At 58.2% G+C, this 14,087-nt stretch carries 14 protein-coding genes; 6 read left to right on the plus strand and 8 right to left on the minus strand.

The genetic code is table 11. The annotated features are described in order from the left end of the window. Positions 1–9: 9 nt before the first annotated feature. Positions 10–1,527 carry a xylulokinase gene (gene xylB, locus B4056_RS10495; RefSeq protein ID WP_094112059.1) on the minus strand — a complete coding sequence of 506 codons (1,518 nt, stop codon included), beginning with the start codon at positions 1,525–1,527 and terminating at the stop codon, positions 10–12. A 3-nt stretch (positions 1,528–1,530) separates the two neighbouring features. After that, complete coding sequence (locus B4056_RS10500; RefSeq protein ID WP_113655452.1) at positions 1,531–2,565, minus strand: NAD(P)-dependent alcohol dehydrogenase; 1,035 nt, start codon at positions 2,563–2,565, stop codon at positions 1,531–1,533. A 212-nt stretch (positions 2,566–2,777) separates the two neighbouring features. On the opposite strand from B4056_RS10500, the gene B4056_RS10505 reads away from it, so the two are divergent. Further along, complete coding sequence (locus tag B4056_RS10505; protein ID WP_094112061.1) at positions 2,778–3,320, plus strand: D-lyxose/D-mannose family sugar isomerase; 543 nt, start codon at positions 2,778–2,780, stop codon at positions 3,318–3,320. A gap of 82 nt (positions 3,321–3,402) precedes the next feature. After that, positions 3,403–4,404, plus strand: a complete 1,002-nt coding sequence (locus B4056_RS10510) for a LacI family DNA-binding transcriptional regulator (protein WP_039379376.1) — start codon at positions 3,403–3,405, stop codon at positions 4,402–4,404. Positions 4,405–4,415: 11 nt separating this feature from the next. Here the strand turns inward: B4056_RS10510 and B4056_RS10515 are convergent, their stop codons facing one another. Then, complete coding sequence (locus tag B4056_RS10515) at positions 4,416–5,288, minus strand: helix-turn-helix domain-containing protein (RefSeq protein ID WP_288654706.1); 873 nt, start codon at positions 5,286–5,288, stop codon at positions 4,416–4,418. 182 nt (positions 5,289–5,470) lie between these two features. Here B4056_RS10515 and B4056_RS10520 point away from each other — a divergent pair, with 182 nt between their 5' ends. Beyond that, the gene (locus B4056_RS10520) at positions 5,471–6,370 is read left to right on the plus strand and encodes a DMT family transporter (protein WP_113655453.1); all 900 of its coding nucleotides are present in this window, start codon (positions 5,471–5,473) and stop codon (positions 6,368–6,370) included. Positions 6,371–6,407: 37 nt separating this feature from the next. Here the strand turns inward: B4056_RS10520 and B4056_RS10525 are convergent, their stop codons facing one another. After that, a complete protein-coding gene (locus B4056_RS10525) occupies positions 6,408–6,647 on the minus strand; it encodes a hypothetical protein (protein WP_094112063.1) in 240 nt (79 codons plus the stop codon). A gap of 257 nt (positions 6,648–6,904) precedes the next feature. On the opposite strand from B4056_RS10525, the gene B4056_RS10530 reads away from it, so the two are divergent. Beyond that, entirely contained in the window at positions 6,905–8,122 is a 1,218-nt protein-coding gene (locus B4056_RS10530; protein WP_039379382.1) for an L-lactate MFS transporter, read from the plus strand. A gap of 474 nt (positions 8,123–8,596) precedes the next feature. Here the strand turns inward: B4056_RS10530 and B4056_RS10535 are convergent, their stop codons facing one another. From B4056_RS10535 to B4056_RS10550, 4 genes are all read right to left on the minus strand, one after another. Continuing rightward, positions 8,597–8,878, minus strand: a complete 282-nt coding sequence (locus B4056_RS10535) for a hypothetical protein (protein ID WP_039379385.1) — start codon at positions 8,876–8,878, stop codon at positions 8,597–8,599. A 255-nt stretch (positions 8,879–9,133) separates the two neighbouring features. Continuing rightward, entirely contained in the window at positions 9,134–9,937 is an 804-nt protein-coding gene (locus B4056_RS10540; RefSeq protein ID WP_094111912.1) for a hypothetical protein, read from the minus strand. Between the two features lie 9 nt (positions 9,938–9,946). After that, entirely contained in the window at positions 9,947–10,399 is a 453-nt protein-coding gene (locus B4056_RS10545) for a universal stress protein (protein WP_039379390.1), read from the minus strand. 6 nt (positions 10,400–10,405) lie between these two features. After that, positions 10,406–11,194, minus strand: a complete 789-nt coding sequence (locus B4056_RS10550) for an IclR family transcriptional regulator (protein ID WP_094111913.1) — start codon at positions 11,192–11,194, stop codon at positions 10,406–10,408. A 152-nt stretch (positions 11,195–11,346) separates the two neighbouring features. Here B4056_RS10550 and B4056_RS10555 point away from each other — a divergent pair, with 152 nt between their 5' ends. Next, positions 11,347–12,951, plus strand: a complete 1,605-nt coding sequence (locus B4056_RS10555; RefSeq protein ID WP_094111914.1) for an MFS transporter — start codon at positions 11,347–11,349, stop codon at positions 12,949–12,951. Position 12,952: 1 nt separating this feature from the next. Beyond that, complete coding sequence (locus tag B4056_RS10560; protein WP_094111915.1) at positions 12,953–13,981, plus strand: HlyD family secretion protein; 1,029 nt, start codon at positions 12,953–12,955, stop codon at positions 13,979–13,981. The last annotated feature ends 106 nt before the right edge of the window (positions 13,982–14,087 follow it).

The raw sequence follows: 14,087 nt of genomic DNA on the forward strand, positions 1-14,087 counted from the left end.
TATTTCTGGTCACAATGCCACCTCCGGATAAGTCGTGCTGAGACGCTTCAGATAGCGCTGATAGTGCGTTTCATAGGTCTGATGGCGCGCGGCATCGGGCACGGCGCGGGTACTTTCATCCGGCGTGACAAAGCGCTGGCACAGCGACTGCAGTAACGCATCCGGCTGCTGTGCCGGGTTATCCAGCAGCGCGCTGGCCCACATCGCCTGAATTGCCGCACCCAGCGCGGCGGTTTCCGGAATACGCAAAGAGACCACCGGGCAGTTCATGACGTCAGCCACAATTTGTCGCCAGCCAGCGCTGCGCGCGCCGCCGCCGGTAAGGCGGATCTCCTGCGCGCTGATGCCCTGCTGCCGGAACAGATCAAGTCCGTAACGTAATCCGTAAGTGGCACTCTCCACGGCGGCGCGGCAGAGGTTAGCGCGGGTAAAATTCACGGCGTTCAGGTTGTGCAGACTCGCCTGCGCGTGGGGCAGCGCCGGCGTGCGCTCGCCATTAAAAAACGGCAGCATCTCAACGCCCTCAGCCCCCGGCTCTGCCTGGTTCAGCAGCTGATTAAAGCCGGTAAGATCCTCTGCCAGCAGCGTCTGGATCAGCGTGGTCGCCGAGGTGACATTCATGGTGCAGATCAGCGGCAGCCAGCAATTAGTGCTGGAGCAGAAGCTGGCAATCAGGCCGTTTTTGTCAGTCACCGGCGTCTCGCTGCAGGCGAACAGCGTGCCGGATGTTCCCAGGCTGAGCGTCACCGTGCCAGGCGCAATATTGCCGGACCCGATGGCGGCCATCATATTATCGCCGCCGCCTGTCGCGACCCGCACCGTGCGGCGTAGTCCCAGCCGCTGCGCCGCTTCCGGCTGCAGGGTGCCGATACACTTTTGCGCGGCAGCCAGCGGCGGCAGCGCCTGCCACAGCCGGCCGTCAGGATCGATAAGCTCCACCGTATGCCGATCCCAGCTGCGGCTGCGGATATCCAGCAGTCCGGTGCCGGAGGCGTCGCCATACTCCATAACCCGTTCGCCGGTCAGCCAGAAGTTAAGATAATCGTGCGGCAACAACACGGTATGTAAACGCGCCCACAGCGCCGGATGCTGCTGCTTCAGCCAGAGAATTTTTGAGGCGGTGTAGCCGGTAGCCGGAACAATCCCGGGCTGTGCCAGCGCACCGCTAACCCCTCCCAGCTGCTGCAGCAGCCAGCTGTTCTGTGCATCGGTGGCGGTATCGCACCACAGCTTTACCGGATGCAGCACCGCTCCGGCTTCATCCAGCGCCACAAAGCCGTGCTGCTGGCCGGAGACGCTGAGCGCAGTAATCTGCTGTGTATCAATAGCGGCGTCTGAGGCTGCCTGATGGAATGCCGTGACCAGCGCGTCGATCCAGTCGCTGGCATGCTGTTCACGGGCGCCATCCGCCCCGCTCTGCAGCCGGTGCGGCGCGCTGCCTTCGCCGACGATCGTCCCCCGCTCGCTCTCCACGATAACCACGCGCGTTCCCTGCGTGCCGCAATCTATGCCTGCATAGAGCGCCATGCGTCACTCCATCTCCAGCATGATTTTGATATCCGCCGCATGGCCCGCGGCTGCGCGGTCAAACGCTTCAACGCTGTCGGCGAATTTATAGGTGTGGCTGATCAGCGGCTCTACCCGCAGCTTGCCGCTGCTTAACAGGCGCAGCGTGCGGGGATACATATTGGCGTAGCGAAAAATCGTTTTGAAGGTCAGCTCTTTGGCCTGTGCCGCAACAATATCCATTGGCGCGGCGTCCACCGGCATGCCCACCAGAATGACGGTAGCACCCGGCGCCGCGTGTTCCGCCAGCGTGGCAATAGCAGGTTTGGCTCCGCTGCACTCAAACACCACATCCGCGCCGTTACCGCTGGTCAGTTCTGAGACTTTACCGGCCAGATCGCCGGTTTTGATGTTAACGGCGTGCAGCCCTTCATACGCTGCCGCCACGGCAAGCTTTTCATCAAACATGTCGCAGATGATGACATCGGAACAGCCGCCTGCCAGCGCCGCCAGCGCCGTGACCACGCCGATCGGACCGGCCCCCAGCACCAGGCCGATATCGCCAGGTTTGATGCCGGCTTTGGTCGCGGCCTGCATCGCCACCGCCAGCGGCTCCACCATGGCCCCTTCGCGGAAGCTGACATTTTCCGGCAGCTTAAACGTGAACGCCGCAGGATGAATGACCGTTTCACGCAGGCAGCCATGTACCGGCGGCGTTGCCCAGAAGCGCACGGCGGGATCGAGATTGTAGAGACCGGCGCGCGACTGATCGGAGTGCATATCCGGGATCCCTGGCTCCATACAGACGCGATCGCCCGCCTTCAGGTGCGTCACGTTTTTACCGGTCTCCAGCACAATGCCAGCGGCTTCATGACCCAGCACCATCGGTGCCTCCACCACAAACGGACCAATCCGGCCATGTTTGTAGTAGTGAACATCGCTGCCGCAAATCCCTACCGAGTGAATTTTAATTTTGACATCGTTATCACCCAGCACTTCATCAAATTCCCGATCTTCAATCGCAATGTGGCCTGCCTGAGTCAGAACTAACGCTTTCATTTACGCCCCCGGATTCATTTTAATGGTATCGATATCATTTCAATGCGGCGATACTGACCTAAAAAAAACGTGAAAACTGTGATGCAAGCTGAATAATATCGATCTGCAGTAGCGCAATTTAGCCCTGTTGCAGCGAATTGCGGATCGGGATCACAGAAGATCACAAGCGGAACACGCTTTAATGGTATCGATATCATTACAGGAGAAACCGTATGACCGATTATCCGCAGGCGATTCAGCGCACCCTGACCTTTTTAGAGCAGGCGAATATTGTTCTCACCCCTGCAGAGCAGAAGAAGATTGAGATTGCTACTTTCGGCCTGGACGATTACCCCGCCTCAGGTTTGCAGCTGTTAACCTATATCAACGAACCGCGCTATTGCGCTAAAGAACTGGTGCTGTTTCCCCGCCAGACCTGTCCTGAACATCGGCATCCGCCGTTTAACGGCACGCCAGGCAAGCAGGAAACCTTTCGCTGCCGCTGGGGCGAGGTCTATCTGTTTGTCGATGATGAACAGCTTACGCCAAACGATGCGACCGGCACTCCGCGCTGTCAGGTGCCTGCCGGCAGTGAAACCGCCTATACCTGCAGCCGCTATATCCTGCTGCGTCCGGGCGAACAGTACACCATTAAACCCGATACGCGGCACTGGTTTCAGGCGGGCGAACACGGGGCCGTTATCTCTGAATTTTCGTCAGAAAGTCGCGACGATCTGGATATTTTCACCGACCCGCGCGTCAGGCGACTCGCCTAGCGCAGCGAGATCGCTTAACGCGGTACGATCTGCCATGATTGACTCATGATACAAAATGACAGGGTTGATTAAGGAGCCAGACTTGGCAGCAGGACGGGGACGCAAGGCAACGCTGGCAAGCGTTGCTGCCCAGGCAAACGTAAGCAAAATTACCGCCTCGCGCGCTTTTTCACAGCCGGAGAAAGTGCATCCGGAGACGCTGCAGCGCATTCACGCTACCGCAGAGCAGTTGGGCTATGTGATGAATACGGCTGCGCGCAGCCTGCGGGCGAAAAGCAGTAAAACCATCGGGATCGTCAACCCCGATATGGCAAACCCCTTCTTTGGCGGCCTGACGCGTCTGATGACGCTGGAGGCGAACAAGCTGGGCTACGATACGCTGGTTTTTGACTCCTGTGAGTCGCAGGAGAATGAGAACCGTATTATCGATAAGCTGATTGGGTATAACGTTGATGCCATTATTCTGTCGGTGATCTCCAACGATCTCCACTATCACCCGGCCTATATGAGACGGCTGGAGACGCTGAATATACCGGTAGTGCTGGTCGACCGCGAGCTGCAGGTTTCCCACTGCAGCGGCGTCTATATTGATAACCTCGACTGCGGCCTGCAGACCGGTCGCTGGCTGGCGGAACAGGGGGCGCAGCGTATTGTCGTGGTCTCCGGCCCGGAAAAGTCGAACGTTGCGCGTGAGCGCGTGCTCGGCCTGCAGGCCGCGCTGCAGGGAAAAGCTGCCTCGCTTGAGGTGCTCTATGCCGACTTTTTTATGGATGCGGCCTGGCAGGAGACCCGGCGCTGGCTGAAACAGCACCCCGCCCCTGATTACTTCGTGGGGTGTAACAATCAGATCTCACTCGGCATTATCAAAGCCTGTATCGAACACAAACTCAGTCTGCAGCAGCAGGTAAAGCTGTTCAGCATTGATGAGGTCACGCAGGCGGATATTTATGGCTTTCACTTTCCCTGCATCGCGCACGATCTGCAGAGCATCGCCTGGCAGGCGCTGAATCTGGCGCTCCGGCGTATTAACGAAAGCGACAGCAAGCCGGGCAAAGTTATCGTGCGGGGTGAAGTGCTTCCCTGACGACGCGCTTTTTACCGGCTAAAGTCCTGCCGCCACGCGGAGGGCGCCACGCCGTGCAGCTGGCGGAACCGGTTACTGAAATGGCTGGCGGAGTGAAAACCGCAGCGCAGTGCAATCTCCGTTAGCGGCAGGGTGCTGTGCATCAGTAGCTCTTTCGCCACCGCCATACGGCGCTGCATCACATATTGGTGCGGCGCGCTGCCGGTGCTGCTGCGAAACATACGCGCAAAATGATATTCGCTGAGCGCAGCTTCTGCGGCCAGCCGCGCCAGCGTCAGCGGCTGATCGAGCTGCGCATCAATCAGGGCAATGATCCGGCGCAGCACGGCGGGTGCCAGGCCGCCCCGCACGGCGGGCAGCTGCCACTGCACATCGCTGTAGCGATGCAGCAGATGCGTCAGCAGCAGCGTCGATGCGCTGCTCAGCATCAGCTGATTGGCGGGCTGCTGCCAGCTGACGCTGAGCAAAAAATGGCGATAGAGCTGCGTAATGCGATCGTCATCAGCAAAAATCTTCTCCTGCAGATTCAGACTGGCTGGCGTGCGATCCCAGATCTGTTCGCCAAGCTGGCGTAAATGGGTATCGGTGCAGTAGAGGTGCACGAATGCGAGGTCGGCTCGCAGATCCCAGGTGGACTCCATACCGGACGGCATCAGGCAGAAACGATCCGGGGCGCCACCGTTGCGCCACCCGTGCGCGGTTTTATGCCAGGTATCATACCCCTCTTCGATATAGAGGCTCAGGGTATGGTGATCGCTGTGGTTGGTTACGCGGTCGCCGCTATTAAACCAGGCTGCCAGCCGGATCCCGCCTGAAAGCGTTACGCTATCACGCAGCTGAGCCTTTCGGTTTTTTAGCATAGTAAAGGTCTGGTAATCGGACATTGCGCACATCACATCGGCAGCGGTTAACCAGCAGTTTACCCGTCCGGACGATGGAAAACAGCGCGGCAGTCGGTGTGAGAATGAAAAAAGCGCAAGTTTTTGCAAGTGCTGCGCAATCGGGTGCAAGCGCCCGCCCGCGCCTGCGCGGATACTGTCGTCCTGTCTCTGCCGGAGTATTAACGATGAATGTAGTGCTGTATCTGAGCGTGGTGCTGATCTGGGGCACCACCTGGCTGGCGATCTTTCTGCAGCAGGACGCAGCCGCCACGCCGGTCTATGTGGCTGTTTTCTGGCGCTTTCTCTTCGCCTCGCTGCTGATGCTGGCGCTGCTGACGCTGTGCCGCCGTCTGCGATCGCTGGACAGGCGCGATCATCTGTTTTGTCTGCTGCAGGGAGGCTGTGTTTTTGGCTTCAACTTTGTCTGCTTTTATCATGCAGCAGCCTGGATCAGCACCGGTCTGGAGTCGGTGATTTTTTCCATGGCGGTGATCTTTAACGCGCTCAACGGCTGGCTCTTTTTTGGCCAGCGTCCGCCGCTGCGCCTGGTGCCTGCCGCGCTGCTCGGTATGGGCGGTATCGTCGCGCTCTTCTGGAGCGATATTCGCGCGGCGCATCCTTCGCCGCAGCTGTTATGGGGCGCGGGCCTGAGTGCGCTGGGCACCTTTGGCTTTTCGCTGGGTAATATGATTTCAGCCCGGCATCAGCGCCGCCAGCGCGATATTCTCACCACTAACAGTTACGCCATGCTCTACGGCGCGCTGATCATGGCGGTAATGGCATGGCTTAACGGTGATGCGCTGCAGCTGCCGCGCAATCTGCAGTGGCTGGGCGCGATGAGTTATCTGGCGCTGTTTGGTTCTGTGATTGGATTTGGCGCTTACTTCACGCTGGTGGGTCGCATCGGTGCCAGTCAGGCGGCCTACAGTACGCTACTTTTTCCGCTGGTTGCGCTGACGCTCTCGACAATTTATGAAGGCTATCAGTGGCACGCTAATGCCGTGGCGGGACTGACGCTGATTTTGCTGGGCAACCTGGTGATGTTTATGCGCTGGCCGGTGCGCCGCGCACTGCGGCTGGCCTGACAGCAGAAGCGGGCGTGCAGCCCGCTCTGCTCATCCTCTAACGCCAGCCACCTGCGCCGGACTGAAGCTGCTGCGGCTGATTAAGGGCTTTTCTGGCGATCCAGTAAAGCATTACCCGCTCATCATCCCTGTCACGATCGGCCATAGCCAGCAGCTTTAACGACAGCGTGGCTTTGTTGACAGGCTGATGTTCATCGCTCAATTCGATCACCGCCTGACCGATAAGACAGCAGACTTCATCTCCACTGGATACGGATTCATATGCTCGGTCTTCCATATTTCCTCCCGTTGGTTGAAATATAAGCCTGGCAAACATCCCGGACTCTGCAGCAAAATCGCCTCGCTTAACATACCTGGTTACATATGCTCATCGCAGGACATACCGGGACGTGAATTGTCACGCTGCTGCCATTCATACCGGAAAAACGGCATTTCATTCTGTTTCTCTGACCGCTGAAGCGGGATCCGGCCGCGGCTACGCGCGTGCGCGCTAAGCTGCCAGCAGACTCCATATTCCCGGACGGGAGAATCACCATGACCACAGCCTCAACGGCGCACTACCAGCGTACCCGCATACTGACTCTGATCGGCACTGTCATTACCCAGCTTGCGCTGGGGTCAGTGTATACCTGGAGCCTCTTTAACGGCGCGCTGGCGCATAAACTGCACGAATCAGTCAGTCAGGTTGCTTTCTCCTTTGGGTTGCTCAGCCTGGGGCTGGCTATCGCCTCCTCGCTGGCAGGCAAGCTGCAGGAGCGTTTTGGCGTGCGTAATGTGACTATCGGAGCCGGCATCCTGATGGCAGCCGGATTCTGGCTGACCGCGCAGGCTGATAACCTGATGATGCTTTATCTGAGCGCCGGTATTCTGGTGGGCCTGGCAGATGGTGCGGGCTACCTGATGACGCTATCCAACTGTGTAAAGTGGTTTCCTGAGCGCAAAGGCCTTATCTCCGCCTGTTCAATCGGCGCCTACGGTCTGGGGAGTCTCGGCTTCAAATTTATCTGCGGCACCCTGCTGGATGCTGTTGGCCTGGAGAACACCTTCATGATCTGGGGCGTGCTGGCGATGAGCATGATGTTCTGCGGCGCGCTGCTGATGCGCGATGCGCCGGTGCGCGCTGCCAGCAACAATCCACAGCATGCCGGACGCGACTTTACGCTGGCACAGGCGGTTCGCCTGCCGCAATACTGGATGCTGGCGCTGATGTTCCTCACCGCCTGTATGAGCGGCCTGTATGTGATCGGCGTAGCGAAAGATATTGGCGAAGGAATGGTGCACCTTACGCCGCAGATAGCCGCCAGTGCCGTAACGGTTATCGCCATTGCTAACCTTAGCGGCCGGTTAACGCTGGGGGTACTGTCAGACAAAATGGCCCGTATCCGGGTGATCTCACTGGCGCAATGTATTGCGCTCGCGGGCATGAGTATTTTGCTGTTTACCCGTATGAATGAAACCACTTTTTTTGTCTCGCTGGCCTGCGTAGCCTTTAGCTTCGGTGGCACAATCACCGTTTTCCCGGCGCTGATCAGCGACTTCTTTGGCCTGAACAATCTGACAAAAAATTACGGGCTGATCTACCTCGGGTTTGGTATTGGCAGCGTGCTCGGCTCGCTGGTCGCCTCCCTGTTCGGTGGCTTTACCGTTACCTTTAGTCTGATCATGACGCTGCTGGTTATTTCGCTGCTGCTTTCACTGAGCGTTCGTCAGCCGCGCCGTCAGGCAATTAACAGGCCTGCACTGCATAATTAACTTACAGGCGAGCGCTGTTATCCTGAGCGCTCGCATTTTTATTTTTCATCCGCAGGCGCGAATTATTGTCTTTCAGAATTATCGCGCTAATATAGCCTGCTATTCAGCTTATTCTGATTCAAATAGAAAAACCCGCTTTCCCGATCTTTTATTTAGACACATCTGGCAATATTTATCTAAATAACTCTACATTTGCTGCATCTTCACTCCACTATTCCGGCGTAATCTGACCTTACTGGAAAAGAGGAGGTCTTTCCATGAAAAAGCTTATTTCGTTAACGTCGATAGCGGTTATGGTCAGTTTGCTCAGCGGATGTATTATTGAGCACGACCGTGGCCGCGGCGCTGGCTGGGGTCATGACCGCGGCTGGCATCATGGCCACCATGGGCATCGTCACGGATAATCGGGCAAAGCGCACACAGCACTAATAAAAAAACAAAAAAACCAGGGCGGGAATATATCCCGCCCTTTTTTTAGCTTTTAATCGCGTAATTACACTGATACCAGGCTTTCTTTAATCCTGGCAGATGACTGTCCTGAGCAGGCAGAGAATCCACTTTATCAAAACCCCGCTCGCTGCAGTAATTTGCCAGGTCAACATTCATGGCATCCCGATTAAGGCTATGCGGATCGTAACGATATTGAACGGTGTTGGACGTATTATCTTCATCTACACGTTCAAATCCGCCAGGCTGATTAACGCTGCAGCCCGCCAGCATAATAAGCGCTAACGCGCCGGTAACGATATTTTTCATTCAGGTGTCCTCTTCAGGCGTCGAAGTGTAAACAACGATGCCACCGCGCGCCTATAGGAAAACGCGCGAAACAGTGTTAAGACCAGTGTTTTTGCCAATTGAATCAATAAAACCAAACGGCTTTTCTTATCATATGACAACTGCGATAGTGCAGTCAGACCACACGATGTCTGCTCCACACCAGGTAATATCAATAATAAGAAGATGTAACAAAGTGACCTTTGTGCCCGCGCTGAGCGGGCTTTTTTTCACCGGTTAGCCGTTGCTGTGCACCATATTACGTAAAAGGCCGGCGGCGCGCTTAGCAGGCAATGCGAGAATGGCGCTGTAGAGATCGATAGACATAGCACACAGCGCGCTGCGATCGACGGCGGTATCAGCCGGCTGATTAAGCTGCTGAAGTTTATTGCCCCATTTCCCATAAAGCCTGTCAACTATCTCACGCAGATCGCGGCGGGCCAGCGTCTGGTCGGTCTGCTGCTCTGCCCCCTGGCTGCTCAGCAGCAGGGCTTCAAGCGCATGACCGTCGCGCTGATAGAGTGCCGGAGTGAGCACCTCCTGCAGATTGATGCCGCCGCTGACCTGCGGATAGAGGAACTGGAAACAGCGCTGCGGACTCTGCTGCTGCAGCGCCTGCATCTCTTCCACCGACACCTGAACATAGGCGATCACTGCATCATCGCTGGCGCGGGTCATACGTTTATTGACGATATCAGTCAGCCAGCCCCGCAGGTCGCCCAGCGCCTGTTCGGCGGAAACGCCCTGCTGCAGCTTATGCCGCAGTTCACGATTCAGTAATTGCCACAGCTCCGGCTCCTGAACCCTAAGCAGGCGATAGCCTGGCGCCGCGCTGAGCTGCTGCGCAACCGCCTCCATCTGTATCTTCTGTGCCTGACGCGGATGCAGCCAGCTAAACCAGATCAGATTAGCTGCCACAAGCGGCAGGATAAACAGCAGCACCCCCTGCCAGGCTCGCAGCGCCGTGGTGCGTACCAGCATCACAATCACCAGCGCCAGCAGTGCAAAAGCGGCCAGCACCGAAATAAAAAGCAGCGTCATAATACGGCGTTAATCCTTACGCACGTCCAGCAGAACCGGACAGGTCGCGCGTTCGATCACTGCCGCGCTGACCGAGCCTTTCAGCAGCCGGTTAAGCGGCGAGAGGTGCCGGCGTCCCATGATAATCATACTGGCGCGCAGTGCCGCAGCCTGCGCCACAATGGTTTCAGCGGCTTCACCCGCCAGGATGACGCCTCTGGCATTCACACCCGCCCGCAGCAGCGGAGCCAGCGCATGACGCACCACCATCTCGGCGGTGTTCTGCTCATCTTTTGCCGCGACAAAATCATCCGGATCTTCACCGGCGTCAATTTCGATAGGCTGGCTGCAGGCTGAATAGGCGGGATCGATACAGCATAGCACCGTGACCGGGGCGTTGAGCGCCAGCGCCTGTTCAAGGGTCAGCGCAATCACTTTCTCCGCGACCGGTGAGTTATCGATAGCCATTAACAACATTTTCATGAGTCGTTACCTCTTCTCCACAGCGGTTATTTTGCCAATTTCGCGCAGCAGCGCCTCTTTACAGGTGATGATCTCTTTGCGATAGCGCGCTTCATGTTGCGCAAAGCGCGCGCCGGGAACCAGCAGCGAGATAGAGAAACGTCCGAACAGTGTGTCAATGGCGACCGCCAGGGTGGTGATCCCTTCAAGCGTTTCACCGCGATCGATCGCCAGGCCACTGCTGCGTACTTCAGCAATCAGCGCCATCAGCTGCGGCAGCGTTTTTACCGTTTTATCCGTGAGTTCCTGCCAGGCATCGCCCACCAGCAGCTGTACATCTTCATCGCTCTCCAGCGCCAGCAGCGCCCGGCCGCCGGAGGTACTGTAGAGCGGCAGATTAAGCCCCATCCGCGGTACGACCCGCAGCTCGCGCGGCGCCACGACATAATGCACGATCGCCAGCTGCGTCCCGCTGGCGCGCGCCAGCGAGACAGTTTCATTAACCGTTGCTGAGAGCTGTTCCAGCAGCGGACGCGCCAGCTCCACCACATCTGTATGGACGCTGGAGATCAGTTTCAGCAGAGCTGGCCCCAGCCTGAGCCCCCCTGCCCCGCTACTGCGCACCAGCTGAGCGTTGTCGAGCGCTGCCACAATACGCTGTACCGTGGAGCGCGGCAGGTTCACCACCTGCGCAATTTCGCCCAGACTCATACCGCCGGGATGTTCACCCAGCGCATGTAAAATTTTTGCCGCACGCGCAATGACCTGAATGCCACCCGCTTTTTCATCCTCACGGCCTGAGGCAGATCCCACCATAATGCGTTCCTTATGAGCCTGCTTTACTGTAGCGCGAATGATCGCACTTTTGTACCTGCGTATCACATTGCAATACATCATACCGGCATGTAAGATGCGCGTCCTGTATCACATCGTAATACACTGCATCATAATTTCATGAGAGTTCTGCTATGACCGCTTCGCCCGCTGCTCCGCCAGCTCCGCACCCGTTTACATTGCGCCTGGCTCTTGGGCTGGCGGGCGTGCTGATCGCGGCGCTGACGTCAGGGCTCAACGATCGGGTCACGGATATTGCGCTGGCAGATATCCGCGCCGCTATCGGTATCAGTCACGATCGCGGCAGCTGGATTGTCTCCGGCTATCAGGCGGCTGAAGTCGCCGCAATGATGATCGCGCCCTGGTTCGCCGTCACCTTTTCTCTGCGCCGCTTTGCCCTGGTGGTTTCTGCCGGCTTTATGCTGTGCGGCCTGGTGCTGCCGCTGACGCAGGATGCGACGCTGTTTATTGCGCTGCGCGTGCTGCAGGGTATCTTTGGCGGCGCGCTGCCGCCCTTGCTGATGACAGTGGCGCTGCGCTTTCTGCCGCCGCCGATCAAACTCTATGGCCTGGGCGCCTATGCGCTCACCGCCACCTTTGGCCCCAATATGGCGGCCTCGCTGGCGGCGTTCTGGACCGATGAAGTGGGCTGGACGTTTGTGTTCTGGCAGGTAGTCCCGGCCATGCTGCTGGCAATGACGCTGATTGCCTGGGGACTGCCGCAGGATCCGCTGCGCCTGGAGCGCTTTCGGCAGATCGACCTGTTTGGCATGCTTACCGGCTGCGCCGGCATGGCGCTGCTGATTCTGGCCCTGACTCAGGGGGAACGGCTGGACTGGCTCAGCTCACCGCTGTTTACCGCCATGCTGCTGAGTGCGCTGGCGCTGCTGACGGTGTTTCTGATTAACGAGTGGTTTCATCCGCTGCCGCTGTTCAGGCTGCAGATGCTGCGCCGTTCCAACCTGGCGCACGGCCTGCTGGCGCTGATGGCGGTGCTGATTCTGGCACTCTCCGGTTCAGCGCTGCCTTCGCTCTATTTTGGTCAGGTAGAGGGATTTCGCACGCTGCAGTTTGCGCCGCTGGCGCTGACCGTGGGCCTGCCGCAGCTGCTGATTGCCCCGCTGATCGCCGCTTTGCTGAACATTCGCCGGGTCGATTGCCGCTGGGTGTTGTGCTGCGGCGTGCTGCTGCTGGTCACCGCCTGCCTGCTGGGAACGCAGATTACCACTGACTGGGCGCGGCAGAATTTCTGGCTGATGCAGATCCTGCAGGCGTTCGGACAGCCGATGGTGATCCTGCCGGTGCTGATGAGTGCCACCAGCGTTGTGGCGCCGCCGGAGGGCCCTTTTGCTTCCGCCATGTTTAACACCGTGCGCGGTTTTTCCAGCATCGCGGCCAGCACGCTGGTGGAGTGGTTTATCAGCCATCGCGAACAGTTCCACTCGCATGTGCTGGTGGATCAGGCGGCCAGCCGCAGCTGGCTGATGACCGCGACCAGCAGCGCGCAGGCAAACAGCAGCACTCCCCTGCTGCCGGACGGCAGCGCCAGTAGCGTGCAGAACCTGAGCGGATTTGCCGCCCTGCTGAAACATCAGGCGCTGGTACTCAGCCTGAGCGACGCCTGGCTGATGCTGACCACCTTTGGCGCCCTGCTGCTGCTGCTGACGCTCTGTCTGGCGCACCGCGTCTGGCCGCCTCAAACATTGATTCAACCTGTTACGCCACGTCGGGAAAACTGATATGCAACTCTCTGCTGTAAAAAGAACGGCGCTGCTAAGCGCCCTGTTAGTGCTGCTGCTCGCGCTCGCCTTTCTCCTCTGGCGTGCGATGACCACCAACGATCATCGCACCGATGATGCCTGGGTTAATGCGGATTACACGCTGGTCGCCCCCAAAGTTTCAGGCTATATCGCCCGGGTCAGCGTGCAGGATAACCAGCACGTCCGGGCGGGCGATCTGCTGGCAACGCTTGACGATCGCGATTTTCGCGTGGCGCTGGAAACCGCGCGCGCTTCGCTGCAGGTCAGCGAGGCTAAGCGGCTAAGCACCCAGGCGCAGCTGGCGCAGCAGCAGGCGACGATTAATCAGGCAAAAGCGACGCTGGCGGCCAGTGAGGCAGCGGCCCGCTACGCCGGCCAGAACGCCGCACGTTATAATCAGCTTTATAAAAGTGGCACCATTGCGGCTGACGATCAGCAAAAAGCGGATACTAACCAGCGTTCCGCTTCGGCGACGGTACGACAGAGTGAGGCGGCGCTGGACGCGGCGCTTAAGCAGGTTAATGTCCTGCAGGCGGCCGTGCGTCAGGCGGAAGCGGATGTCGCAGTCGCGCAGGCGAATGTCGACCAGGCGCAGCTTAATCTCTCTTATACCCGCATTGTTGCGCCGGTAGAGGGCACGGTCGGCCAGCGTACCGTACGTCCGGGCGCCTATGTCAGCGCCGGCAGCCGCCTGCTGGCAGTGGTGCCGCTGCAGCAGCTCTACATTACGGCTAACTATCTGGAAACCCAGCTGACCGACGTGCGGCCAGGGCAAAAGGTCAGCGTTACTGTTGATGCGCTACCGGGTAAAACTTTTACCGGGCGTATCGACAGCATTGCGCCGGCAACAGGGGCAACCTTCTCGGCAATTTCACCTGATAATGCAACGGGTAACTACACTAAAGTGGTTCAGCGTCTGCCGGTAAAGATTGTGCTTGATGCGGGTCAGCCCGATCTGGCGCAGCTGCGCGTCGGCATGTCGGCGATCCCGCACATTCAGACCCAATAAATTGTGAGCAATATCTCAGAACCGGCCTATTTATTTCTGGATCGATTCCGCGTAAATTAGCGCCCGATCCTGTTCCGGTCTGGCCGGGACCACCTGAGTAGAAAGC

Source organism: Pantoea sp. UBA7232, assembly GCF_002473195.1.
GTDB classification, from domain to species: Bacteria; Pseudomonadota; Gammaproteobacteria; order Enterobacterales; family Enterobacteriaceae; genus Pantoea; species Pantoea eucrina.

Excerpts from the sequence above, each read along its gene's own strand:
- xylB (WP_094112059.1), bottom strand. The coding sequence starts at position 1,527 with ATGGCGCTCTATGCAGGCATAGATTGCGGCACGCAGGGAACGCGCGTG.
- B4056_RS10500 (WP_113655452.1), bottom strand. The coding sequence starts at position 2,565 with ATGAAAGCGTTAGTTCTGACTCAGGCAGGCCACATTGCGATTGAAGAT.
- B4056_RS10505 (WP_094112061.1), top strand. The coding sequence starts at position 2,778 with ATGACCGATTATCCGCAGGCGATTCAGCGCACCCTGACCTTTTTAGAG.
- B4056_RS10515 (WP_288654706.1), bottom strand. The coding sequence starts at position 5,288 with ATGTCCGATTACCAGACCTTTACTATGCTAAAAAACCGAAAGGCTCAG.
- B4056_RS10520 (WP_113655453.1), top strand. The coding sequence starts at position 5,471 with ATGAATGTAGTGCTGTATCTGAGCGTGGTGCTGATCTGGGGCACCACC.
- B4056_RS10525 (WP_094112063.1), bottom strand. The coding sequence starts at position 6,647 with ATGGAAGACCGAGCATATGAATCCGTATCCAGTGGAGATGAAGTCTGC.
- B4056_RS10530 (WP_039379382.1), top strand. The coding sequence starts at position 6,905 with ATGACCACAGCCTCAACGGCGCACTACCAGCGTACCCGCATACTGACT.
- B4056_RS10535 (WP_039379385.1), bottom strand. The coding sequence starts at position 8,878 with ATGAAAAATATCGTTACCGGCGCGTTAGCGCTTATTATGCTGGCGGGC.
- B4056_RS10540 (WP_094111912.1), bottom strand. The coding sequence starts at position 9,937 with ATGACGCTGCTTTTTATTTCGGTGCTGGCCGCTTTTGCACTGCTGGCG.
- B4056_RS10545 (WP_039379390.1), bottom strand. The coding sequence starts at position 10,399 with ATGAAAATGTTGTTAATGGCTATCGATAACTCACCGGTCGCGGAGAAA.
- B4056_RS10550 (WP_094111913.1), bottom strand. The coding sequence starts at position 11,194 with ATGGTGGGATCTGCCTCAGGCCGTGAGGATGAAAAAGCGGGTGGCATT.
- B4056_RS10555 (WP_094111914.1), top strand. The coding sequence starts at position 11,347 with ATGACCGCTTCGCCCGCTGCTCCGCCAGCTCCGCACCCGTTTACATTG.
- B4056_RS10560 (WP_094111915.1), top strand. The coding sequence starts at position 12,953 with ATGCAACTCTCTGCTGTAAAAAGAACGGCGCTGCTAAGCGCCCTGTTA.